General features: G+C 62.7%; 12 protein-coding genes. 8 read left to right on the forward strand and 4 right to left on the reverse strand.

Features of this window, described 5'->3' with window-relative positions; genetic code table 11:
* The first annotated feature begins 79 nt into the window (after window positions 1-79).
* The 6 genes from IEX53_RS07755 to IEX53_RS07780 all read left to right on the forward strand — a co-directional run bounded on the left by IEX53_RS07755 (window position 80) and on the right by IEX53_RS07780 (window position 10,261).
* The gene (locus IEX53_RS07755) at window positions 80-1,891 is read left to right on the forward strand and encodes a DEAD/DEAH box helicase (protein WP_188823098.1); all 1,812 of its coding nucleotides are present in this window, start codon (window positions 80-82) and stop codon (window positions 1,889-1,891) included.
* A 504-nt stretch (window positions 1,892-2,395) separates the two neighbouring features.
* A complete protein-coding gene (locus tag IEX53_RS07760) occupies window positions 2,396-3,997 on the forward strand; it encodes a putative bifunctional diguanylate cyclase/phosphodiesterase (RefSeq protein WP_188823099.1) in 1,602 nt (533 codons plus the stop codon).
* Window positions 3,998-4,670: 673 nt separating this feature from the next.
* Window positions 4,671-6,032: an esterase-like activity of phytase family protein gene (locus tag IEX53_RS07765; RefSeq protein ID WP_188823101.1), complete on the forward strand. Its 1,362-nt coding sequence runs from the start codon at window positions 4,671-4,673 to the stop codon at window positions 6,030-6,032.
* Between the two features lie 119 nt (window positions 6,033-6,151).
* The gene (locus IEX53_RS07770) at window positions 6,152-8,404 is read left to right on the forward strand and encodes a transglycosylase domain-containing protein (protein ID WP_188823103.1); all 2,253 of its coding nucleotides are present in this window, start codon (window positions 6,152-6,154) and stop codon (window positions 8,402-8,404) included.
* Between the two features lie 71 nt (window positions 8,405-8,475).
* Window positions 8,476-9,255, forward strand: a complete 780-nt coding sequence (locus IEX53_RS07775) for an SDR family NAD(P)-dependent oxidoreductase (RefSeq protein WP_188823105.1) — start codon at window positions 8,476-8,478, stop codon at window positions 9,253-9,255.
* Between the two features lie 79 nt (window positions 9,256-9,334).
* Entirely contained in the window at window positions 9,335-10,261 is a 927-nt protein-coding gene (locus tag IEX53_RS07780; RefSeq protein ID WP_188823107.1) for a carbohydrate kinase family protein, read from the forward strand.
* Here IEX53_RS07780 and xylB read toward each other — a convergent pair.
* The 3 genes from xylB to IEX53_RS07795 all read right to left on the reverse strand — a co-directional run bounded on the left by xylB (window position 10,258) and on the right by IEX53_RS07795 (window position 21,790).
* Window positions 10,258-11,709: a xylulokinase gene (gene xylB / locus IEX53_RS07785; RefSeq protein WP_188823109.1), complete on the reverse strand. Its 1,452-nt coding sequence runs from the start codon at window positions 11,707-11,709 to the stop codon at window positions 10,258-10,260. The two genes, IEX53_RS07780 and xylB, sit on opposite strands and share 4 nt — an antisense overlap.
* 96 nt (window positions 11,710-11,805) lie before the next feature.
* A complete protein-coding gene (gene pncB, locus IEX53_RS07790; RefSeq protein ID WP_188823111.1) occupies window positions 11,806-13,110 on the reverse strand; it encodes a nicotinate phosphoribosyltransferase in 1,305 nt (434 codons plus the stop codon).
* Between the two features lie 97 nt (window positions 13,111-13,207).
* Complete coding sequence (locus IEX53_RS07795; protein ID WP_188823113.1) at window positions 13,208-21,790, reverse strand: glycoside hydrolase family 94 protein; 8,583 nt, start codon at window positions 21,788-21,790, stop codon at window positions 13,208-13,210.
* A 344-nt stretch (window positions 21,791-22,134) separates the two neighbouring features.
* Here IEX53_RS07795 and IEX53_RS07800 point away from each other — a divergent pair, with 344 nt between their 5' ends.
* Complete coding sequence (locus tag IEX53_RS07800) at window positions 22,135-22,383, forward strand: type II toxin-antitoxin system VapB family antitoxin (RefSeq protein ID WP_188823115.1); 249 nt, start codon at window positions 22,135-22,137, stop codon at window positions 22,381-22,383.
* The gene (locus IEX53_RS07805; RefSeq protein ID WP_188823117.1) at window positions 22,380-22,793 is read left to right on the forward strand and encodes a type II toxin-antitoxin system VapC family toxin; all 414 of its coding nucleotides are present in this window, start codon (window positions 22,380-22,382) and stop codon (window positions 22,791-22,793) included. Before IEX53_RS07800 ends, IEX53_RS07805 begins: the two co-directional genes overlap by 4 nt.
* A 1-nt stretch (window position 22,794) precedes the next feature.
* Here the strand turns inward: IEX53_RS07805 and IEX53_RS07810 are convergent, their stop codons facing one another.
* Window positions 22,795-23,835 carry a sulfate/molybdate ABC transporter ATP-binding protein gene (locus tag IEX53_RS07810; protein WP_188823119.1) on the reverse strand — a complete coding sequence of 347 codons (1,041 nt, stop codon included), beginning with the start codon at window positions 23,833-23,835 and terminating at the stop codon, window positions 22,795-22,797.
* Window positions 23,836-23,859 lie beyond the last annotated feature (24 nt).

The following is a 23,859-nucleotide window of genomic DNA, read 5'->3' on the forward strand; positions in this document are numbered from 1 at the left end:
CGCACCGCCCGCCGCTTGAAAAACTGCATGGGTCCCGCAAGGATCGAGGCAGCGGCGGCCGTGCCAGCGAAAGCCATTCATGACCCTGCCTTCCACAATCGCTCCGGCGCTGTCCGGCGCTCTTACCGCACGTGGCTATACGGCCCTCACCTCCGTGCAGACCGCCATGCTCGACCCGCAGGCGCGCGATGCCGACCTGCTGGTTTCCGCCCAGACCGGCTCCGGCAAGACCGTGGCCTTCGGCCTCGCCATTGCCCCGACGCTGCTCGACGATGCCGAACGGTTCGACAATCCGGGCGCGCCACTGGCGCTCGTCATCGCGCCGACGCGCGAACTGGCTTTGCAAGTCCGGCGCGAACTCGAATGGCTCTATGCGGATGCGGGTGCGCGCATTGCCTCCTGCGTCGGCGGCATGGACATCCGCACCGAGCGCCGGGCGCTGGAACGCGGCGCGCATATCGTCGTCGGCACGCCGGGGCGCCTGCGCGACCATATCACCCGCGGCGCGTTCGACATGTCGGCGCTTCGGGCCGTGGTGCTCGACGAGGCCGACGAGATGCTCGACCTCGGCTTCCGCGAAGATCTCGAATTCATCCTGGGCGAAGCGCCGCACGACCGCCGCACGCTGCTGTTCTCCGCAACGGTGCCCGCGCCCATCGCCCAGCTCGCCAAGCGTTTCCAGCGCGATGCACTGCGCATTTCCGCCACCAGCGAGAAAGAGCAGCATGGCGACATCAGCTATCAGGCGATGCTGGTGGAGCCGCGCGAGCGCGAGAACGCGATCATCAACACGCTGCTGTTCTTCGAGGCGCAGAACACCATCATTTTCTGCTCGACGCGCGAGGCGGTAAAACATCTGACCAGCCGTCTTACCAATCGCGGTTTCGCGGTGGTGGCGCTTTCGGGCGAGCTCTCACAGGCCGAGCGCACCAATGCGCTGCAATCGATGCGCGACGGGCGCGCGCGGGTGTGTGTGGCGACCGATGTGGCGGCGCGTGGCATCGACCTGCCGAACCTCGATCTCGTCATCCATGCCGACCTGCCGAACAATCCCGAAACGCTGCTCCACCGCAGCGGGCGCACAGGCCGCGCCGGGCGCAAGGGCACCTGCGTGCTGGTGGTGCCGTTCTCGCGCCGCCGTGTGGCGGAGCGGCTGCTGCAGATGGCGAAGCTCAAGGCCGTTTCGGTAAGCGCGCCCGGCATCTCCGCCATTCTGGACAAGACAAAGGAGCGCATCCTCAACGACCCCGCCCTTTCGGAGACGGCGGACGAGGATGTGCTCGATCTCGTCCGCGAACTCCAAGCACTCTACTCCCCCGAACAGATCGCCGCCGCTTACTTGCGCCGCGAGCTTGCCGCACGCCCCGCGCCGGAAGAGATTTCCGACATGCCCATGCGTCCGCTCGGACAGGACCGCAAGGTGGGCGAGCGTACCGGCAAATACGAACAGCGTACCGGCGGGTACGATCGCGAGGCGCGGGGCGAACGGGAAGAGCGCCCGGCGAAATTCATGGAGGACGGCGTTTGGTTCTCGCTGTCGCTCGGCCGCAAGCAGCGCGCCGATCCGCGCTGGCTGCTGCCGATGATCTGCAAGGCGGGCGACGTGACGAAGCGCGATGTCGGCTCGATCCAGATATTGGAAACCGAAACCCGCTTCGAAATCGCGGCCGCGAAGGCCGGGGATTATCTCGCCACGCTGCAGGAGCGCGGCACGGGCGAAAAGGGCGTCTCGATCCGCCCGGTCGATGGCGCTGGCTCTTCCGCTCCCCGCCCTCGCAAAGCCCCTTCGCAGGATCGCTTCGAACCCAAGGCGAAAAGCTGGAAGAAGAAGGATGGTGCCGAGAAAGCATGGGCTAGCGACAAGCCGGCGAAAAGCAGAAAACCGCGCTGAGGCGGCTTCGCATTCCATCATGGTTTCTGGAGACCTTAGGCATTCACGTTTTAACGGAATCGCTTGAATTCCGTTTTGGACCGTTATTGTCTTGAAGACGTAGAGGAATGGATCCCAGTGACAAGCACTGGGATGACGGATTGCTTTGCGGTTGGCAAGCAAACCTCCAACCTCTCCGCTTGGCAGAAGCATATCCGGCAGTGGATAAATGTCTCCACCCCGTCATCCCAGTGCTTATCACTGGGATCCATTCCCCTACCGCGGCACGCTCCGCAACGATAAAAGAATAAGCCAACTGTTTCTTTCTAATGAGGAAATGCTCTAGCCGCACGGCGCGTATAGTTAACAATCCTTGCACCGTATGGCTATATAAGAAACATCTACATCATTATAACAACTGCATGACAATTAATTCTATTTTTAAGAACTTCGTGGACACTGCAATCCATAGGGGAACCCGCCGCATGGGGAAACGCGGCGGATGTTTATGGGGGTTGCGGGGCGATGGTCTTCTTCAAGGCATCCAACAAATACAGGCTGCGCGAGCTTGAGCGCGCCTATCTGATCGCGGGGCTGGCGCTGGGGGCGCTGCTTGCCGCTGCCGGTTTCGTTCTCGATACGCGCTACAGGCTCCTAGTTGGGCTTTCCGGCGATGCGTGGACGACGTTCACCGGAACGATCATGCATTTTCTCATGCTGTTCCTGCCCTTCATCATGGCCGGGCTGTTCCGCCGGTTCGGGCGCAGCCAGCAGCTTTATCTCGACCAGATGCGCCGGTTCGAGCAGGCGGAGGAATTGACGCGCAAGCAGGCGCATAGCGATACGCTGACCGGGCTTTTCAACCGCACCTATCTGGCAAAGGTGATGGAGGAAGGGCTTTCGACCCGGCAATGGGAGGCGCGCCGCGCCCATGCCTATCTGCTCGATCTTGATGATTTCAAGCACATCAACGACACCATGGGCCATATCGCTGGAGACCATGTGCTCGTCGCCATCGCCGCGCGCCTCAAGGAAACGGCGAAACCCGGTGATGTCGTGGTGCGGCTCGGCGGCGACGAGTTTCTGGTCGTGCATTTTCTGGAAGCGGACGAAGAGGCCGGCGCTTTCGCGGAACAGCTGATCGCGGCGGTGATGCTGCCGATCCCATTCGGCGACGCCGAGATCATCCCGAACACTAGCATCGGCATTGCCCGCATCGGCCATGACGGGCGGACGCGCTCCGACATTTTGCGCTGCGCCGATCTTGCGCTCTACGAGGCGAAGGGCGAGCCGACCAGCACCTACCGCTTCTACAGCGCGGAACTGAAGCTGGTGCGCGACCATGAGGCGGCACTCGAAGCGGAAATGCGCCTTGGCATCGCGCGAGGCGAGTTCCAAGTCTATTACCAGCCGATTTATTCCGTCTCGACCGGGCAATTGCGCAGCTTCGAAGCGCTGCTGCGCTGGAAGCACCCGGAGCGCGGCATGGTTTCGCCCGTCGAGTTCATTCCGATTGCCGAGCGCTCGGGCATGATCATTCCCATCGGCCAACAGGTGCTGCACGATGCCTGCCGCGCCGCTGCTTCGTGGCCGGCTCCCATCGGCGTGTCGGTCAATCTGTCGGTGGTTCAGTTCAAGGATAGCGGGCTGGTTTCCAAGATCGAAGAGGCCTTGCGCGAGAGCGGCCTCGCGCCCGACCGGCTCGATCTCGAAATCACCGAGAGCCTGCTGCTGGAACCAAGCCCGCGCGTCATCAGCGCCATCGAGCGGGTGCGTGCGCTCGGCATTCACTTGACCATGGACGATTTCGGCACTGGCTTCTCCAGCCTCAACAATCTGCGGCGCTTCCGCTTCGACCGGCTGAAGATCGACCGCTCCTTCACCCGCGATCTCGACAGCAGCGACAGCGCCGAGATCATCCGCTCGATGATCAGCCTCTCCAAGGCGCTGCGAATGGAAGCGACGCTGGAGGGCGTGGAGACCGAAACGCAACTCGCCTTTGCCCGCGACGAGGGCGCGACCGAGGTGCAGGGTTTCTATTATGCCAAGCCTATGACAGTAGAGGATGTGGCGGTGCTGCTGGGGAAGGAGGGGGACAGGGCGAACCGAAGCGGGATTGCTGCCTGATCAGTTGCCAGTGGATTTCTGGGGACTGTTATCCATCTTCGAAATCCAAGCTGAACGGCTGGACACGAACAATACCGAGAGCTTATTCAACCTTCTACGAAAACGCAGCATGGAAATGGAGGTTGGGCGTATGATAACGAAAAATAAAAGTATTATACTGTCTTTCCTTGTGTGCGGCTGTGCGTCTTCAACGCCAGAAAGCATTCGAGAAACCTACAGTGTCACACCAACGAACAACGGCACTTACACAGCATTCATAGAAGTTCGAGATAACCACGCCGGCCTGCAAGATAGGTTCAGCGTCAACGCCTTCAATAAGTTATGTGGGGGTACGGCAGAAATTCTTGTCCGTGAAATCTCGGCGCCATTCCAGAAAACAGTCACCATAACCCAACATTCCTGGCACGCGGCTTCCCGGCAAATGATACAAACGGCAAGCTATCCTGCTCCCATCCCACATGTGCGAATGACTTACCAGTTTAAGTGTCCGTAACCGACGAAATACCCGCAGTTCCGGATTTATGCTCGCCCAGCGTTCTCATTGTTCTGCAAGCCAAGCAGCATGGGCGAAAGGCTGGCGCTTCATCAAAGCTTCATAGGCGTGTCACCCGGTCGACATGGGTGATGGCTATGGCGGAAAGACCGATCAACTCCGGATGCAGGATCTTTCTCCATGAGAGCGCTTCTTCTGTCGACCACCACGATGCTTGTCGCATTGGCCTCCGCTACGGCTTTTGCCGATGAGGCGAAATTTCCCGCCACGCTGAAGGCGCAGGCCGTCCTGCCGGCGAATTCGGTCATCAAGGCCCCGGAAGACGCGCCGGAGCATCTGAAGACCTCCGGCAAGTTCACTACGCCGGATCGTCGTCGCGCGACAGGCCTAGGCACGGTTCCGGGCAAGGATGAGAACCGCCTGACCGGCATTTCGCTGCCGCTCGGCGGCCAGCCGCTGCAGGGCTTCTCGGGCATCAAGGCGATGAGCGACGGCACGTTCTGGACGCTTTCGGACAACGGCTTTGGCAACAAGCTGAACTCGCCCGACGCGGCGCTGATGCTGCATCATGTCAAGTTCGATTGGGATCAGGGTAAGGTCGAGCGGCTGGAGACTATCTTCCTCTCCGACCCCGACAAAAAGGTGCCCTTTCCAATCGTGCTTGAAGGCGCGGAGAAGCGCTACCTGACCGGCTCCGATTTCGACGTCGAATCCATCCAGCCCGTGGATGATGGCTTCTGGCTTGGCGAGGAATTCGGCCCGTTCCTCGTCCATGTGGACAAGTCCGGCAAGGTGACGGATGTGGTGGAAACGGTAGTTGATGAAGAGCCTGTGCGCTCGCCCGATTATCCCGCCTTCACGCTGCCCGGCAACCCGACGCTCAAGAACCCCGCCATCAATCTCAAGCGCTCCGGCGGTTTCGAGGGCATGGCGCGTTCGAAGGACGGCAGCAAGCTCTATGCGCTGCTGGAAGGCCCGCGCTATCTCGCCGACGGCTCGGTGGAAAAGGCGGGAGACAACCCGGCGCTGCGCATCATTGAGTTCAACATTGCCGCCAAGAAGTGGACAGGCCGCAGCTGGCTTTATCCGTTGAGCGCGGGCGGCCAGGCGATCGGCGATTTCAACATGATCGACGACACCACCGGCCTCGTCATCGAGCGCGACAATGGCGCGGGTACGGCGGCGAAGGCCTGCGCCGACCCCAAGAACCCACAGCCGGATTGCTTCTCGACGCCTGCCAAGCTCAAGCGCATCTACAAGATCGAGATGACCGACGCCAATGCCGGCGGACCTGTGCGCAAGATCGGTTATATCGACCTGATGGCGATCAGCGACCCCGAGGGCAAGGCGCGCCAGGGCAGCGAAAACGGCACTTATACGATGCCCTTCGTCACCATCGAGAATGTCGACGTGGTGGATGAAAACCAGATCGTCGTCGGCAACGACAACAATCTTCCCTTCTCCGCCGGACGCCAGATCGACAAGGCTGATGACAATGAATTCGTGCTGCTGGAAGTGGGCGATTTCCTGAAGGCGAAGTAATTGCGGATGCCTTTATTTTCCCGTTAACAGACGCCGTAACGTCCCTTTAAACCGCCGCAATTACCCTGCAACGCATGGGTGATTGCGGCGGAAACGGAACGGACGGATTTTAAGACGGCATGGCTTCGGGTGATGAGAGGGACAAACGGATCGAACCGTCGTTCGGGGGAGAGCCCGGCGAGCGGGACGATGATTTGCGCGTCGATGATGAAGATCGCGCCTCGCGCGCGCCGCGCCGCAAGGCTTCGCGCAAAGCGCCCTCCAAACGCAGCCGCGGAAAATCCGGCCGTGGCGAGCGCCGCGGCTTCTTCGGCCTCGTCCGCCGTATGGTCTACTGGTCGCTCGTCATGGGGTTGTGGGGCGGCATCGCGCTGGCCGGCGTCGTCGTCTATTTTGCGGCGAAAATGCCGCCGACGACCGCCTGGGCCATTCCGGACCGCCCGCCCAACGTCAAGATCGTCGACGTCAACGGCAATCTCATCGCCAATCGCGGCACCACGGGCGGCGAGGCGGTCGGCCTTCACGACATGTCGCCTTACATCCCGCAGGCGGTCATCGCCATCGAGGATCGGCGCTTCTATTCGCATTTCGGCATCGATCCCATCGGCCTTGCCCGCGCCATCGTCACCAACATCATCAGCGGCCGCACCGTGCAGGGCGGCTCGACGATCACGCAGCAGCTTGCGAAGAATTTGTTCCTCACGCCCGAGCGCACCATCGAGCGCAAGGTGCAGGAGGTGATGCTGGCGCTGTGGCTGGAGCACAAATATTCCAAGGACCAGATCCTCGAGATGTACCTCAACCGCGTCTATCTCGGTTCCGGTTCCTATGGCGTCGCCGCCGCCTCGCGGCGCTATTTCGACAAGTCGGCGCGGGACGTGAATTTGATGGAAGCGGCGACGCTGGCGGGCCTCCTCAAAGCTCCGTCGCGCCTTTCGCCCGCGCGCGACCCGGAAGCCGCGTCCGAACGGGCGAAGCTGGTGCTGAACGCCATGCGCGAGCAGGGCATGATCAAGGAGACGCAGCTCGCCGAAGCGATGAGCGAGCCCGCCACACGCGCCGCCGCCTATTGGTCCGGCTCGGAGAACTATGTCGCCGACCGCGTGATGGAGGAACTTCCCGGACTGATCGGCGAGACGAAGAACGATGTGACCGTCGAAACCACCGTCGATCTGCACCTTCAGAAAATCGGCGAAGAGGCGATCCGCGACCTTATCTCCGCCAATGGCAAGAAGATGGGCGTCAGCCAGGGCGCGCTCGTTTCCATTGACGGCACGGGCGCGGTGCGCGCCATGGTCGGCGGCTATGATTATGCAAACAGCCAGTTCGACCGCGCCACGGAAGCCAAGCGGCAACCGGGCTCGACCTTCAAGCCCTTTGTCTATCTTGCCGCGCTCGAACAGGGTCGCACGCCGGATTCGGTGCGCAATGACGCGCCGGTCAAGATCGGCAATTGGACGCCGGGCAATTACAACGGCAAATATTTCGGCGCGGTGACGCTGGCGACCGCGCTGTCGCATTCGCTCAATTCCGTTGCTGCACAGCTCGTCATGGAAGTGGGGCCGAAGACGGTGATCGAGACCGCCCACAGGCTCGGCATCCAGTCCAAGCTGGAGAACAACGCCTCGCTCGCGCTCGGCACCTCGGAGGTGACGTTGCTCGAACTGACCGATGCCTTCGCCCCCTTCGCCAATGGCGGCTACAAGGCCCCGGTGCATATCATCGAGCGCGTAACGGACTCCTCCGGCAAGGTGCTTTACGAGAACAAGCAGGGCACGACGCAGCAGGTCATTTCCCCACGCAATGTCGGCATGATGAACGCAATGCTGCGCCGGACCGTGGAAGACGGCACGGCGAAGAGCGGCAATTTCGGCTGGCCGGCGGCGGGCAAGACCGGTACCAGCCAGAATTTCCGCGACGCCTGGTTCATCGGCTATACGGCGAACCTGACGACCGGCGTGTGGTTCGGCAATGACGATGGCAAGCCGATGAAGCATGTCAGCGGCGGCTCACTCCCGGTCAAGGCCTGGAAGGAATTCATGGTCGCCGCGCATAAGGGCGTTCCGGTCGCGGACCTGCCCGGCAATTACCAGATCGAGAATGTGCTGCCCGGCGGCAGCGACGAACTGCCCGATTCCAACGCGCCATCGCCCTATGATGCGAACGCGCCGGTGCCTGTCGCAAGCGAGGATGAAGGATATTGGCCCCCGGCGCCGGATGCCCTAGGGAATGGCGGTGTGCCCGGCATGATCGACAGCGCGCCCGTGGCCGCGCGCGGTCCCATTCCCCCAGCCGATGTGGGCGGCGGCCCGCAACCCGCCCGCGGCAAGCCGACGACGCTGCTCGACCTGATCATGGGGAACGCGCAATAGGAGCCGGTGAGGCAGGAATCACTCTTCACCATCTCCGATCAATGGCCTCGAAATCTTGAGTGGAATGGTCTATGAAAAAGCCCTCAACAAAGGTGCCTTTCATGACCGACACCAACACCAGAAAAACCCTTGTGCTGACCGGAGCGAGCCGGGGCATCGGGCACGCAACGGTTAAGCGCTTCTCCCGCGCGGGCTGGCGCGTCATCACCTGCTCGCGGCAGGATTTTTCGCAGAATTGCCCGTGGCCGGCGGGACCGGACGACCACATCCGAATCGACCTTGCCGATGCGGAGGATATAGGCCGCGGCATCTCGGAAATCCGCCGGCGGCTGGAGGCGGATGGCGGCCAGTTGCATGCGCTCGTCAACAATGCCGGCATCTCGCCCAAGGCTGAAGGGGGGCGGCGCATGAATTCTCTGGAAACGCCGATGCAGGCATGGCGCGACGTGTTCCAGGTCAATTTCTTCGCGCCGATCATGCTCGCGCGCGGCCTCTTCAGGGAACTGGAAGCGGCCAAGGGCTCGGTCGTCAATGTCACCTCCATCGCCGGAAGCCGGGTGCATCCCTTCGCCGGGACGGCCTATGCAACCTCGAAGGCGGCGCTTGCGGCGCTGACGCGCGAGATGGCCTCGGATTTCGGCCCGCACGGCATTCGCGTCAATGCCATCGCACCGGGCGAGATCGAAACCTCCATTCTGTCCCCTGGTACGGAAAAGCTGGTCGAGCAGATGCCGCTGCGCCGCCTGGGGCAGACCTCGGAAGTGGCCGAGACGATCTATTTCCTCTGCACGGAAGCCTCGTCCTATGTCACAGGATCGGAAATCCATATCAATGGCGGCCAGCACGTGTGAGCTTGCAAGAGGGGCGGAAACGAGGTAGCGCTTCGCCTTAATTCAATCGGTTTAGAGCCGGAATGTGGAGGAGGTCCGCATGATCATTTCCTGCGGCGAAGCGTTGATCGACATGCTGCCACGCGAGACTGCCGGGGGCGAACCGGCTTTTGCCCCTTACGCGGGCGGCTCGGTGTTCAACACCGCCATCGCCATTGGCAGGCTCGGCGCGCCCGCTGGCTTCTTCTGCGGCCTTTCCTCTGATTTCCTCGGCGATATCCTGCGCGACACGCTGAAGCGCTCGAATGTCGATACGTCCTTCTGCGTCACCTCGGACCGTCCGACGACGCTCGCCTTCGTGCGCCTCGTCAACGGCCAGGCGAGCTATGCCTTCTATGACGAGAACACGGCCGGCCGCATGTTGAGCAAGGCGGATCTGCCGGCGCTCGATTCGCGTGTGACAGCGCTGCATTTCGGCGCGATCAGCCTTATTCCCGAACCCTGCGGCACGGCCTATGAAACGCTGATGGCGCGTGAGGCGGAACGTCGGGTGATCATGCTCGACCCGAACATCCGCCCGGGCTTCATTGCCGACCGCGAAAAGCACCTTGCCCGGATGCGCCGCATGATCGCCATGGCCGATATCGTCAAGCTGTCAGACGAGGATATCGCCTGGTTCGGGGAAGGCGACGATCACGACGCCATCGCCGCCGATTGGCTCAAGCGCGGGCCGAAGCTCATCATCATCACGCGTGGCGCGGCGGGCGCGGACGCCTATACGGCGCGCGGCAAAATCAGCGTTCCCGGTGTCAAGGTGGCGGTCGCCGATACGGTCGGCGCAGGCGATACGGTCAATGCCGGAGTGCTGGTGGGCCTTTACCGGCAGGGGCTGCTCACCAAGGACGCCGTCGCCAATCTGACGGACGATCAGGTCCACGCGGCCGTGGCGCTAGGCGTGCGCGCCGCGGCGGTGACGGTTTCCCGGGCTGGGGCAAACCCGCCGTGGGAAAGCGAGATGGTGGATTAAGCCACTCCGCGCAACGCCGGATAGAGCGCGCGGTAGCGGGCGTAGGCGTCGTCGAAGGCGCCGCGCAGATGCGCCTCCGGCTCGATGGTTTCCGCGATGGCGGGCAAGGTGCAGACCGTCCAGGGATCGGCCTTTTCCGCAGCGATGAGGCCCAGCCGCGCCGCGCCAAACGCGCCGCCGAAATCGCCGTCGCCGGGGACATCCACGGGAATGCCAAGCGCCGTGGCAATCGCCTTCAGCCAATAATCGGAACGCGAGCCGCCTCCCACTGCCGTTACCCGGTCAAGCTTAGTGCCTGCGGCGGCGAGCGCCTCGAGGCAATCGCGGAAGGCGAAGGAAACCCCTTCGACGATGGCTTGCGTCAGCGTGGCGCGGTCGCTTTCGCGGCCAAGGCCGACAAAGGCGCCGCGAATGGCGGCATCGTTATAGGGTGTACGCTCTCCCGAGAGGTAGGGCAGGAAGGTGACGCCGGACGGCGCTTTCAGTTCATCGCCCAGTTCCGCCGTGAGATTGGCGGGCGTGCTGCGGGCAATGCTCGCATACCAGTTGAGCGCGTCGGTGGCCGACAGGATGACACCCATCTGGTGCCATGTGTCCGGCAGGGCGTGGCAGAAGGTGTGGACCGCGCTTGCCGGATTGGGTAGATAGGCGCCATTGGCCGCGAAAAGCACGCCCGAAGTGCCGAGAGAGACGAAGGCATGGCCGGGCGAGACCACCCCCATGCCACAGGCCGACGCGGCATTGTCGCCGCCACCGCCCGCGACAACGGGCGTGCCTTCGATGCCCCAGCGGCGAGCCAGCTCCGGCTTCAGTACGGCGGAAACCTCGGTGCCCTCAACCAAATCAGGCATATGACTTTCGTCCATGTCCGTGGCGGCGAGCAGTTCGGGCGACCAGCGGCGCTTGCCGACATCGAGCCAGGCGGTGCCGGACGAATCCGACATGTCCGAGACATATTCGCCTGACAGCCAGAAGCGCAGGTAATCCTTGGGAAGCAGCACTTTCGCCACCTGGGCAAAGACTTCCGGCTCGTTGTTCTTCACCCACAAAAGCTTCGGCGCAGTGAAGCCGGGGAAAACGATGTTGCCGGTAATCTCGCGGAAGCGCGGATCGGCATCAAGCCGGGCTGCTTCCTGGTAGGACCGCGTATCGTTCCACAACATGCAGGGGCGCAGCACCTTGCCCTCGCCGTCCAGCAGCGTCGCGCCATGCATCTGGCCGGAAAGACCGATGCCGCGCACGGCCGCAAGCCTTGCCGGGAAAGTGGATTTGAGGACGCCAAGCACGGTCTCCAGCGCGTCGATCCAATGCGCCGGGTTCTGCTCCGACCAGCCCGAATGGGGCCGCGAAACGGTGAGGGCAGCGGAGGCGGAAGCGGTGATCCGCTGATTGTCGTCGATCAGCAGCGCCTTGATGCCTGATGTGCCAAGATCAATTCCAAGATACATGGTGCGCCATCCTCCTCTGGCCAACATATCTTCCTGATTGCACAATTTTGGAGCGAGCGAAAGCGCGTCTGCGTCCTTCCGGCTTCACTTCTCAAATCATACTTTTACAAGATGCTCCGCCCGATCTTCGTTCCCAAATATCTTGAGATATCGCTCCACTTCCCTTGAGTCACCGGTAGCCTTGCGCGGGTTGTCGGAGAGCTTCACTGCCGGGTGGCCATTGGCCTCGCTGACCTTGCAGACGAGCGAAATCGCGTTGAGGCCGTTGATATGGGTCGGCGCGCAACCGGCGAAATCATTGGTGAGGTTGGTCCCCCAGCCGAAGCCCATGCGCACCCGGTCGTGGAAATGATGATAGGTCTCCTCGATGGTGTCGACATCGAGCGCATCGGAGAAGATCAGCAGCTTGTCGCGCGGGTTCTTCCCCTTCTCCTCCCACCAGCGGATGATGCGCTCGCCGCCCTCGATCGGCGGCGCGCTGTCGGGGCGGAAGCCGGTCCAGTTCGCAACCCAGTCGGGCGCCTCGCGCAGGAAGGCGGCAGTGCCGAAGGCATCGGGCAGCACTATCAGGAGATTGCCGTCGTAATAGCGCTCCCAGTCCTTCAGCACGCGATAAGGCGCGCTGCGCAGCTCCTTATCGTTGCGCGAGATGGCGGCGAGCACCATGGGCAATTCATGGGCATTGGTGCCGAGGGCTTCCAGATCGGTGTCCATGGCGAGGAGCACATTGCTCGTGCCGGTGAAGGCGTCGCCGATGCCTTCCTTCAGCGCCTCGACGCACCAGCGCTGCCAGAGGAAGGAATGGCGGCGGCGGGTGCCGAAATCGGAGATTCTGAGATCGCGCAGCCGCCGCAACCGCTCGACCTTGCTCCACATCTTGGCCTTGGCGCGGGCATAGAGCACATCGAGCGCGAAGGGGCCGAGCGATTTCATCGCCGCGCGCGAGCGCAATTCGTTGATGATGGCGAGCGCCGGGATCTCCCACATGGTGGTGTGCATCCACGGGCCGTGGAAGTTCAGCTCGAACTGGCCGTCGCGGCGGACGAGCTCGTAATCCGGCAACTGGAAGTCGGCGAGCCAGGCGAGGAACTCCGGCGAAAATATCTGCTTGCGGCCATAGAAGGTGTTACCCGCCAGCCAGATCATCTCCTTCTTGGTGAAGCGGAGCGTGCGGGCGTGATCGAGCTGCGCGCGCAGTTCCGCCTCGTCGATTTCGTCAGCAAGGCGAACGGTGGTGGTGCGGTTGATGAGCGTGAACGTCGCCTCGACCTTCGGGTAGAGGCCCCAGATCATCTGCAGCATCAGCAGCTTGTAGAAATCCGTATCCAGCAGGCTGCGGATGATCGGATCGAGCTTCCATGCGTGATTGTAGACGCGCTGCGCGATGTCGGTTCTGGTCATCGGGCTCTCCGAGAAGGGAGTAAGGGAATATGCGATAGGGGAGTAAGGATAACTGGATTCCCTTACTCCCCTATTTCTCTATTTGCCTATTCCCCTACTACCCTTGCGGCATCTTTGGAAGCTCCACGATGAGTTCGTGCTCGCCGGTCTTCTTCAGCGGGATGCCCTTTTCGGGGCTTGCCACCTTCTTGCCGTCAAGCTTGACCGACGCTGCCTTGCCGCCTGTCCTGATTTCGATGCGGTAGGTGGCTTCGTCGACGCGCAGCGACACCGAGCATTCTTCCCATGCCGAGGGCAGCGCCGGGTCGATGAACAGGCGATCCGCCTCGCGGCGAATGCCGAGTATGCCTTCCGTCGCGACGCGGTAGAGCCAGCCGGCGGAGCCGGTGTACCAGGTCCAGCCGCCCTGCCCGCGCCGGGGCGCGACGGAGTAGATATCGGCGGCGACCACATAGGGCTCGACGCGATAGCTCTCCGGGTTGCGGCTGTGATGGATCGGGTTGATCATCTCGAACCAGCGATAGGCCTCGTCATTCTGCTTCAACTGCGTCAGCGCCAGAATCGCCCAGGTTGCGCCATGGGTATACTGGCCGCCATTCTCGCGGACGCCCGGCGGATAGCCCTTGATGTAGCCGGGATCATGCACGGTCTTGTCGAAGGGCGGCGTGAAGAGGCGGATGAGCTCGCCTTCCACATCCAGAAGCTGCTCGCGCAGCGACTGCATGGCCTGCCCGGCACGCTCCGGATCAGCCACGCCCGACAGCACCGCCCAGCTTTGCGCGATGGCGTCGATGCGGCATTCGTCGCTGTCCTTGGAGCCGAGCGGCGAGCCGTCGTCATAATAGCCGCGGCGGTACCATGCGCCGTCCCAGCCGGCTTCTTCCAGCGCAGCCTTGAGGCTTTCGAGATGGCGTGTCCAGGCCTCCGCCCGCTTTGCGTCCTTGCGCGCTTCGGCGATGGGCACGAATTGCCGCAGCGTATAGGCGAGGAACCAGCCGAGCCAGACGCTCTCGCCCTTGCCATGGACGCCGACGAGATTCATGCCGTCGTTCCAGTCGCCGCCGAGAATCAGCGGCAGGCCGTTTTCGCCGGTGCGGGCAATGGCGAGGTCGAGCGCCAGCGCGCAATGTTCGTAAATGCTGGCGGTCTCCTTCGAGACCTCCGGCTGATAGAAGGCGTCGTGCTGCCCCTCCTCCAAAGCCGCGCCTTCAAGGAACGGCACTTCCTCATCGAGGACGGCCAGGTCGCCTGTTGTCTGGGTGTAGAGCGAGGCGGCATAGCCGAGCCAGACGACATCGTCCGAGATCAGCGTGCGGACGCCCGCCCCCGTCGAAGGCAGCCACCAATGCTGCACATCGCCCTCGCGGAACTGGCGCGAGGCGACGTTGACGAGCTGCCGGCGCGCCAGTGACGGGTCGAGCGCCAGCAGCGCCAGCGTATCCTGCAACTGGTCGCGGAAGCCGTAAGCGCCGCTCGCCTGGTAGAAGGCGGCGCGAGCCCAGATGCGGCAGGCGAGGCTCTGATAGGGCAGCCAGCGATTGACCATGAGGTCGAAGGCCGGGTCGGGCGTCTTTACCTGCAGGCTGCCGAGGAAATCGCGCCAGAGCACACGGGACGCTTCCAGCGTATCCTCGAAGGACTTCACCCGCTGTGCAGCGACGAGGCGGCGCGCCTCGGTCTCGCCCTCGGTGCAGCCGAGGTAGAAGATGATCTCTTCCTCCTTGCCCGGCGCGATCTCCAGATCGAAGGCGAGCGCCGCGCAAGGATCGCGCCCGGCCTCGACCGTGTTGGACAGCGGCCTGCCCTGCAGCACCGTGTCCGGTTCCTCGACAGAGCCGGTATTGCCGATGAACTCGACACGGTCCGACGAAACGGAAGAGGGCTGGCGCGACGCCGCGAAGAAGGCGACCTGACCGGACTTGTCGACCTGATAGGGGTTGCGGGCGAAGAGAGCACCCAGCTTTTCATCATGCGCGGGCACGATGAAAGGCGCGGTCCTGGAGCGGACATTGCCCAGCACCCATTCGACGTAAGCATAGACGCGCAGGCGTCTCACAGCGCGACCCCGGTTGCTGATCACCAGCTTCGACATACGGACCGGTTCGGCGGGATCGACGATGTGGGTCAGGGTCATCGCGGTGCCGTCGCGCTCGCTCGCGAAGCGGGCATAGCCGGCGCCAAGCTTGGCCTCGTAATCAGCTTCCTCGTCGCGCAGCACGGCGGCGACCGGCGAGGAGGCTTCCCCCGAGTCGAGATCAACCACATAGATCGCTTCGCCCGGACGGTTCGCCACCGGATCGTTGGCCCAGGGGGTCAACTGGAAATCCCGGCTGTTGCCGGCCCAGGTGAAGGCCGCACCCTCGGCGGAAACATGGAAGCCGAAATTCGGGTTGGAGATGACGTTGATCCACGGATGCGGCGTGACACGCTGGCCATTGAGGCGCACCACGTAATCACCATCGGTATCGAAGCCGCCATAGCCGTTCCAGAATTGCAGGTCCGTGCCGTCAGGCAGCGCCCGTTCCTTCACGGGCAGAACCGGCGTCGTAACCAGCGGCTTCGCAATCTCCGCCGCGCGCTCAGCGGCGGAAACGGCGCTTTCGGCCTCTATAATGCTCTCGCTGCGCGCGGCCAAATCGCCTGATATCTCCTGCGTACGGCGGAGCTGCTCGGCAAGCGAGCCGTTCTGCGCATGCATGACGATGCGGGCGGAGGCGAGCAGGGTGTTATAGGTTTCCTCGCTCATCTGGTCGCGGCGCACCGCGAAGATGTGCTGGCGCGGACCGGCCCAGACGCCGCGGGCGCGATAGCTGTCGGCAACCCATTCGATGCCGCGGTGGAAATCCTGCGCATAGGAGAAGGCGCGCTCATTGATGGCGACGACATCGACCACCAGCCCCTTGGCGCGCCAATATTCCTGCGCCTTCAGCACCTCGCGCAACAGGTCGAACGCCGCTTCGTCATCCATGCGCAAGGCGAAGATCGGGAAGTCGCCCGATATGCTGAGCGGCCAGAGCTCCGACTGCTTGCCGAGGCCGGATGCGATCGCCTCCGGCGACTGGCGGAACGCCCGGTCTGGATAGAGGAGGTAAGTCGCGACCTTCTGGTAGTCGGCGGCTTGCGCCGGGCCGATGCCGATGTGATGCAGACGCACCTGCGAACGCGTCCACGACAGCGAGAACTCGCGGGCGAAGCATTCGGGGTGGCGGTAGCGCGACACCGTTTCTTCCAGGCCCTGACGGCTATCGCCGGCGAGCGTCCAGAAGACGAGGCTCACCTTCTTGCGCGCCGGGACGCGCACACGGCAGCGCACCGAGGCGATGGAATCGAGCACGCAGCCCTGGCTGCCCAGAAGAGGAGCGTTCGTCTCCAGCGCGGCGGGGTTGCGCAAGGACCGGCCACGGCCGATGAACACACGGCGGTCGGTTTCGGCTTCCGCCTCACGCGCCGCGCCGGAGAGATCGGCGACGAAATGCGCCACATGGATATCCGGATCCGACGGCGCGCGCTTGCGCCGCGTCGCATAGACCGTCGTGCCGTTGGCGGCAATCTCGGTTTCCACGAACATCTTGGAGAAGGCCGGATGGGCGCTGTCCGACTCATCCGGGGCGAGCACCAGCTCCGCATAGGATGTCAGCTCGATGACGCGGTCGCGCGCGCTCGTATTGATGATGTCGATGCGCCGGCCTTCGCCATTCGATTCCGAGGCGACGATGCACTCGACCACCGTCTTGATATCGCCCACCGTCTTGAAGAACTCTGCCTTCTCGTCGGTGAAGACAGCCTTGGCCTCGCCTTCCGCGTTGCGGGTCGGCTCGCCGGTGGCGGACCACCAATGGCCGGTTTCCACATCGCGCAGGAACAGGAACGTGCCCTGCATGTCCTCGGCTGCATCCGCCTGGAAGCGGGTGATGCCGAGATTGTTCCAGCGGCTGTAGCCCGCGCCGTTGGCGGTGAGCATGACGGCATATTGGCCGTTCGACATGATCTGCGTGGCGCGCGGCGCTTTCAGCGGATTGTCGATGATGCGCATCGGCGCATCGTCGAAACCGCCGTCGTCGGTCCGCATCGGGTTTTCCGCCTTGGCGTAGACCATCGGGATTTCGCGCGGCGCCTTCTCCTGCAGGAGCAGTTCCGCCGCCTCGATCACCGGATCGCTATGGAAACGCTCGCGCATGCGCCCATCGAAGATGACGTTGTTGACGGCGATGATCGACATGCCGCTGTGGTGCGCATAGTAATTGCGCACGACCGCGCATTTCTCGCCCTCAGGCACACGCGACGGGGTGAAATCCACCGAATCGTGGAAGCCGTAAGGCCCAAGCGCGCCGACGGTGCGCAGGCGCTTCAAATTTGCCACCGCTTCCGCCGGCTGGTACTGCGCGGCGAGCAGGCTGGCATAAGGCGCGATGACGGCGTTGCGCGAAAGGCCGCGCTTGAGGCCCAGCGTCGGCACGCCGAAATTGGTGTACTGGTAGTTCATCTCAGGATCGCGGGCATTGTAGGCCGCTTCCGAAATGCCCCAGGGCAGGCCGCGCGACGTCGCATATTCGATCTGGCGCTTGACGACGAGACGATTGGTCTGGTCGAGCAGCGAGCCGAGCGGCTCCTTCATCACCAGCGGCGGCATCAGATATTCGAACATCGAGCCGGACCAGGAAAGGAGCGCGCCCTTCCAGCCGACCGGCACGAGCAGGCGGCCGAGACGGAACCAATGATCGACAGGCACGTCACCCTTGGCGATGGCGAAGAGGCTGGCGAGGCGCGCTTCCGAGGCCAGAAGATCGTAGCAGCTCTCGTCCAGCTCGTTTTCCTGCACGCGGTAGCCGATGGAGAGCAGACGGCGCTCCTTGCGCTCCAGGAAGTCGAACTGCATGTCGAAGGCTAGCTGGCGGGCGCAGGTGGCGAACTCGCGGAGCCGCTCGCGCAGCGCATCGGTGTCATGCTCGCCGATGGCGTCGTCCGTATGGGCCTTGCAGGTATCGACGAGAATGCGCGCCCACTGGCTGGCTGCGAGGCTCAGCGGCGTGCCGATCTCGCTGTTCAATTCATCCGTCAGCTTGACGATGTCATTGGCGAAGAGCGCCAGATTGATGGTGCGGAACGAGGCGGTTTCCGGCTCCTCCTTCACCGTGCGGACGGCGCGGCGGAAATTGGAAATACGCTCTTCCAGCCGGCGGCGCAGCGGGCGCAGGATGCGGCGGTCATCGGGGATTTCGGCCAGTGTTTCCTCAAGAATGTCGTTGACGTCGAGGATGCCGTCGAGGTCGCTCTGGAGATAGACGGACGGCGCTTCGGCCCATTCTTCGAGGGCAGAGGAAAGCGTAACCAGATGACCGGCCAGATTGCCGCTGTCCACGGCGGAGACGTAAAGCGGCATCAGGGGCTTCAAGCTGGTCGTGTCGTACCAGTTATAGAGATGGCCGCGATATTTCTCCATTTTTTCGACGGTGCCGAGCGTCTGGTCGATGCGGTTCAGCGCGTCGGCAAAGCCGATCCAGCCGAAATCGCGCGCGGCCACCACCGAGAGGAGATAGACGCCGATATTGGTCGGCGAGGTGCGCGGCGCGACGACCGGGAACGGGTCTTCCTGGAAATTGTCGGGCGGAAGGTGGTTGTGCTCTTCGGTCGTGAACGTTTCGAAGTAGCGCCAGGTGCGGCGGGCGTAGCGGCGCAGATCGCCCTTGTCCGACGAGCGGACCTCCAGCGTGTCCTGCGGCTTGGCCGAACGGCTGACGAGCCAGGCGATGAGCGGCGAGAAGAGCCAGAGAACCGCGAAGGGCACGGCAACGAGCAGCGCCTTGCTTTCCGCAAGAAGCGGGATCAGGAACGACACGACCGCAAGCGCCATGGCCGGCCACATCAGCCGCGTGTAATAGGCAAGCGTATCGGGCGAGGATTTCGCCTGCGCCGCCGTACGCCACTCCAGGAGATTGCGGTGCGAGACACCGAGGCGATAGAGCGTGCGTACGATGGCGTCGGCCATCAGGCAGGTATTGTTGGCAAGGAAGGTGGTACGGAGCCACACGTCCGCAGCGCCAAGCCTCACCTCCGTCAGCAGCGATTCCAGATGTCCCTTCAGCGAATAATCCATGCCCGGCGGCAGCAAATTGCGGATGAAACCGAATGTCGGAGCGACGAACATGCTCGCCAAGAGGAAGAACTGCCAGAGCGCCGCCACACTGAACGGCAGGAAGGTCCAGCCGGCGATTGAGGCGATGACCCAGAGGACCGGATTCAGCGAGCGGCGCAGATTGTCCGACATCTTCCAGCGGGTGATGGAATTGATGCCGCGCCCGGTCGAGAAAAGATAGGAAAGAAGCTGCCAGTCGCCGCGCGCCCAGCGATGATGGCGCGAAATATCGACATTGTAGCCCGTGGGGTAGTCCTCGACCACTTCGACATCGCTGACAAGGGCGCAACGCGCATAGCCGCCTTCCAGCAGATCATGGCTGAGGACGGCATTTTCCTCGATGCGCCCGGCCATGGCCTTTTCGAACGTATCGATCTCATAGAGACCCTTGCCCGTGAACGTGCCCTCGCCCAGCACGTCCTGATAGACGTCCGACACGGCGAAGACATAGGGATCGATGCCGCGATTGACCGAGAAGACGCGCTGCAGGAAGGAGGCGTCGTCGCCCGTCGTCAGCGAGGGCGTGACACGCGGCTGGAGGATGCCGTAGCCGCGCACCACCTCGCCCGTCTTCGGATCGAAAACGGGGCGGTTGAGCGGGTGGCTGAGCTTGCCGGCGAGATACGTGACAGCCTCCGGCGTCAGGCGCGTGTCGGCGTCAAGGGTCATGACGAACTTGACGTCCATGGGCAGGCGCGGATCGGCGGGGAAGAAGCTCGTGTCCTGATCGCCGCGCAGCAAAAGGTTCAGTTCGTGCAGCTTGCCGCGCTTGCGCTCCCAGCCCATCCAGCAGCCCTGACTGGGATTATAGAGACGGCGGCGGTGCAGGATGAAGAAGCGAGGCTGTCCTTCGCCGGTATAGTGATAGTTCAGCTTGTCGATTTCAGCGCGGGCGTATTCCAGCACCTCCATATCCGCAGCTGACATCTCCTGCTGCGAATCGACCCAATCGCTGACGAGGGCGAAATAGACTTCGCCGCGCGGATTGGTGAGGTAATGAACCTCGAGATTGCGAATCTGCTCATCGACAGAATCCCGCGAGGTGATGAAGGTCGGCACCGCCACGAGGGTGCGCGCCTCGGGCGGCAAGCCCTCCTTGAACTCATAGCCGATGAGCCGCGTGGGCTGGATGAACAGCGGCACCAGCGAATTGAACAGCGCGAAGGCGGCATCCATTGCCGGGAAGATGGCGAGAAGCGTGAAGGCCGCCGCCGCGCCTGCGGAAACGCCGAAAGCGGACAGGCCGGAATGGACAAGCGCCAGCAGCACCACCGTGAAGATGGCGATGGGCACGGCGAGGCCCCAGAGCCCAAGGCCGCGATAGAAGCGCAGGAGGCGCAGTGACAAAGGCGGCTGGTATTCGCAGATACGCTCCAGCTCCGGCCTGCCGTCGCCTGCCAGATAATAGGCGACCGCGCCGGTGCCCTTCGCATCCTCACGCCCGGCGATTTCGGCCCGGTTGCCGTCCTCGGCAAGGCGCAGCGCGGCCCAGGTGATCTCGATCTCGGTTTTAGGGGAATGGCGCGCCATCTTCTCGATGGTGACGCGATAGGCATTGCGGGAGCGGAAATCGAGCTTCTGGAAATCGCTGTGCTCGCGCAGGATGGCGTCGACCTCGTTGACGGTCTCGAACCATGAGGTCCAGTCCACGTCATCGATGGCCTTGAGGCTGCGTATGATATTGCCCATCGACACGCCGCCGGTGGACTGGCGGGCATGTTCCTGGATGAGGGCATCTTCGGCGTCGCTGCCGTGCTTCTCAAGCTCCTTTTCCAGCCAGTCGGCGGCAGCGCCGACATCGTTCGGGCTGTTGCGCAGGCGATAGAGAAGATGCGTGGCGAACGTGCTGTCACGGGCCGCTTCCGCATATTGCGACAGGACCTGGCTCAGCGCTTCCTTGGACTGGGCGAGCGCGATCTCGTCGGCCACCTTGTTGGCGAAATTGCGCATGCCGCGGGCGCGCTCGACGCGCAGCGCAAGGCGGCGCGCGTTTTCGATGAGAACGAAGCGCACGGCGGAAGGCAGCGCCCACAATTCACCGATGCGCAACGGCTCCACCGTCTGGAAGCCCCTGACCACCGCCGTCAGCGTTTTCAGCGAGAAATTGCTGTCGCTATGGGCGACATAGAGCCAGGCCAGCGCGAGGATGCGCGGCATCCCCTCCACCGGCGGGAAAGGCGGCAGCTGGCGCAGGAAGCGCGCAGGCAGGGAGCGGCGCACCTGCTGGATGTTCTTGTCGACCGTATAATGATTGTCGAGCAGCCATTGCGCGGCGGGGGTGATCGTCTCGCCCGCTCGCGCAGCGGCGTCGGAGGTGCGGTAGACGTGAAGGATCAGCCCGGCATTTTCGGACAGCCGCTTGGTGAAATCGAACGGCTCATATTCCGGCAGGCGGATATGTTCGCCCCGCGCGACGGCGGCGGCGAGCGTCTCCAGATCCTCCGGTGATTTATACGAGGCCCGGATAGGAATAGGCAGTTCGGCAAGGAGTTTCCCATCGGGCTTACGCGAAAAGAAAGACGACACAGAAAAAGACAAAGCCGGCATATGCCCTTGCAGCCCTATGAATGAAACGGTTTCAGTTTTCCGAGTTTTGGCCGGAAGCAGACGGTTGTAGCACACCGCAGCCTTTTGAAAAACGATGCGTGTCCCCGAAGCCCCCGATCCGTGGTGCTGACGAGTTTTGGCCAAATTGCGTCAGCTATCCCCAAGTCCGGCTAAATCGATTCACCCGCAACGCACAAATCGTATCCGGCTGTTACTCTTGCGTTAGAAGATAGAGCGGCGCAAGGTGTTTGCCAGCCTGATGGCCGGCCATCTCCTGCCATCTTGATGGCTGGGCGGTGTTGGATTATATTTCCTTTCGAACAAATCTCCGAAAGGAGCCAACCATGGCCAAACCGCAACTTTCAGTACGCAGCGCGAAGGCCCGGGAGCTTGCGCACAAACTTGCGCAACGCGAGAACCGTTCCATCGCGGATATCGTGGAGCGGGCGCTGGAAGCCTATGAGGCGCGCGAGACCGGACGCGAACCTGCCGCCGCATTCTATGCCCGGCTTGCGAAAGGGATCGATACAGACATCGATCTCGACGCACTGATCCAAGAAAACCGCAAGCCTGATAAGGGTATAGACCTTTGATATTTCTCGATACTAACATCGTATCGGAAACCATGAAAAAGGTGCCGCATGAGGCCATTATCGCATGGATGGCCCGACATGACGCAGAGCTGGCCCTGTCTACTGTGGTAATCGCCGAAATCGCATTCGGTATTTTCCGCATCAAGCCCGATAATCGCTCCCCCCAATTGGAGGAGCGATTATCGGACTGGCGGCAACGCTTTGCCGGCCGCATTTTTGGTTTCACCGAAGAAGCGGCCTTGGCCTACGGCGAAATCATGGGCAATGCGGCCCGTATGGGGAACCCTATGTCTACGCCAGACGGCATGATTGCCGCTATTGCGCGGGTCAATGGCGGTCATCTTGCAACACGCAACGTACGAGACTTCAAAACCACGGGGCTCGAACTCATCTCTCCCTGGAACAGCTGAACTACCCTACCTTCCCCGCAAACAGCTTCCAGTGCTTCGGCCTGAAAACGATGCGGGTTCCGTCCGCCGCGGGGTATCCGGCGGGAACTTCGATCTCGACGCGGGCGCCTTCCACTTCCAGCTCGATCCGGCGCGTGCCGCCGACGCGGCGGCTGGCCACCACCGTTCCGGCAATGCCATGGCCGGAGCCATCGGCAAGCTCCACGTCGTGCGGGCGGAAATAGAGCGTTGCCTCGCCGTCCGGCAGGCCATCCGAAGTCAGGCCGGTGTTCTGCCCGGAAACGAGCACCGCGCCGTTTTCGATCTTCACTGGAAGCGTGCTCGACTCGCCGATGAAACCGTAGACGAAGGGCGAGTTGGGCCGGTCATAGACCTCGTCCGGCGTGCCGACCTGCTCGATGCGGCCCTGGCTCATGACGACGATACGGTCGGCAAGTTCCAGCGCTTCGTCCTGGTCGTGGGTGACGAAGATTGTGGTGTGGCCGGTCTTGTCATGGATTTCGCGCAGCCAGCGGCGCAGTTCCTTGCGCACCTGCGCGTCGAGCGCGCCGAAGGGTTCGTCGAGCAGCAGCACCTTCGGTTCGATCGCCATGGCGCGGGCGAGCGCGACGCGCTGGCGCTGGCCGCCGGAGAGTTGCGCGGGATAGCGTTTCTCCAGCCCGCCGAGCTGGACGAAGTCGAGCAGTTCCAACGCGCGGCGGCGGATTTCCTCCTTGGGCGGGCGGCTCGATGACGGGCGCACCTTCAGGCCAAAACCGACATTATCGAGCACTGTCATGTGCCGAAACAGCGCGTAATGCTGAAAAACGAACCCTACATTGCGTTCCTGGACGGTCTTTTTCGAGGCATCATCATGGCCGAAGAACACCGTCCCCCCCGTCGGCGTCTCCAGCCCGGCGATGAGGCGCAAGAGCGTCGTCTTGCCGGAGCCCGAGGGACCGAGCAGCGCGATCAGCTCGCCCGAATGGATGTCGAGCGAAACATTGTGCAGCGCCGGGAACCGGTCGAACTCCTTGCGCACATCGACAACGCGAACTTCCATGCAATATTCCCCTTCAATGTCTTT

Origin of the sequence: Paramesorhizobium endophyticum, assembly GCF_014640615.1 — a bacterium.
In the GTDB taxonomy this organism is placed as follows: domain Bacteria; phylum Pseudomonadota; class Alphaproteobacteria; order Rhizobiales; family Rhizobiaceae; genus Paramesorhizobium; species Paramesorhizobium endophyticum.

Excerpts from the sequence above, each read along its gene's own strand:
- IEX53_RS07755 (WP_188823098.1), top strand. The coding sequence starts at position 80 with ATGACCCTGCCTTCCACAATCGCTCCGGCGCTGTCCGGCGCTCTTACC.
- IEX53_RS07760 (WP_188823099.1), top strand. The coding sequence starts at position 2,396 with ATGGTCTTCTTCAAGGCATCCAACAAATACAGGCTGCGCGAGCTTGAG.
- IEX53_RS07765 (WP_188823101.1), top strand. The coding sequence starts at position 4,671 with ATGAGAGCGCTTCTTCTGTCGACCACCACGATGCTTGTCGCATTGGCC.
- IEX53_RS07770 (WP_188823103.1), top strand. The coding sequence starts at position 6,152 with ATGGCTTCGGGTGATGAGAGGGACAAACGGATCGAACCGTCGTTCGGG.
- IEX53_RS07775 (WP_188823105.1), top strand. The coding sequence starts at position 8,476 with ATGAAAAAGCCCTCAACAAAGGTGCCTTTCATGACCGACACCAACACC.
- IEX53_RS07780 (WP_188823107.1), top strand. The coding sequence starts at position 9,335 with ATGATCATTTCCTGCGGCGAAGCGTTGATCGACATGCTGCCACGCGAG.
- xylB (WP_188823109.1), bottom strand. The coding sequence starts at position 11,709 with ATGTATCTTGGAATTGATCTTGGCACATCAGGCATCAAGGCGCTGCTG.
- pncB (WP_188823111.1), bottom strand. The coding sequence starts at position 13,110 with ATGACCAGAACCGACATCGCGCAGCGCGTCTACAATCACGCATGGAAG.
- IEX53_RS07795 (WP_188823113.1), bottom strand. The coding sequence starts at position 21,790 with ATGCCGGCTTTGTCTTTTTCTGTGTCGTCTTTCTTTTCGCGTAAGCCC.
- IEX53_RS07800 (WP_188823115.1), top strand. The coding sequence starts at position 22,135 with ATGGCCAAACCGCAACTTTCAGTACGCAGCGCGAAGGCCCGGGAGCTT.
- IEX53_RS07810 (WP_188823119.1), bottom strand. The coding sequence starts at position 23,835 with ATGGAAGTTCGCGTTGTCGATGTGCGCAAGGAGTTCGACCGGTTCCCG.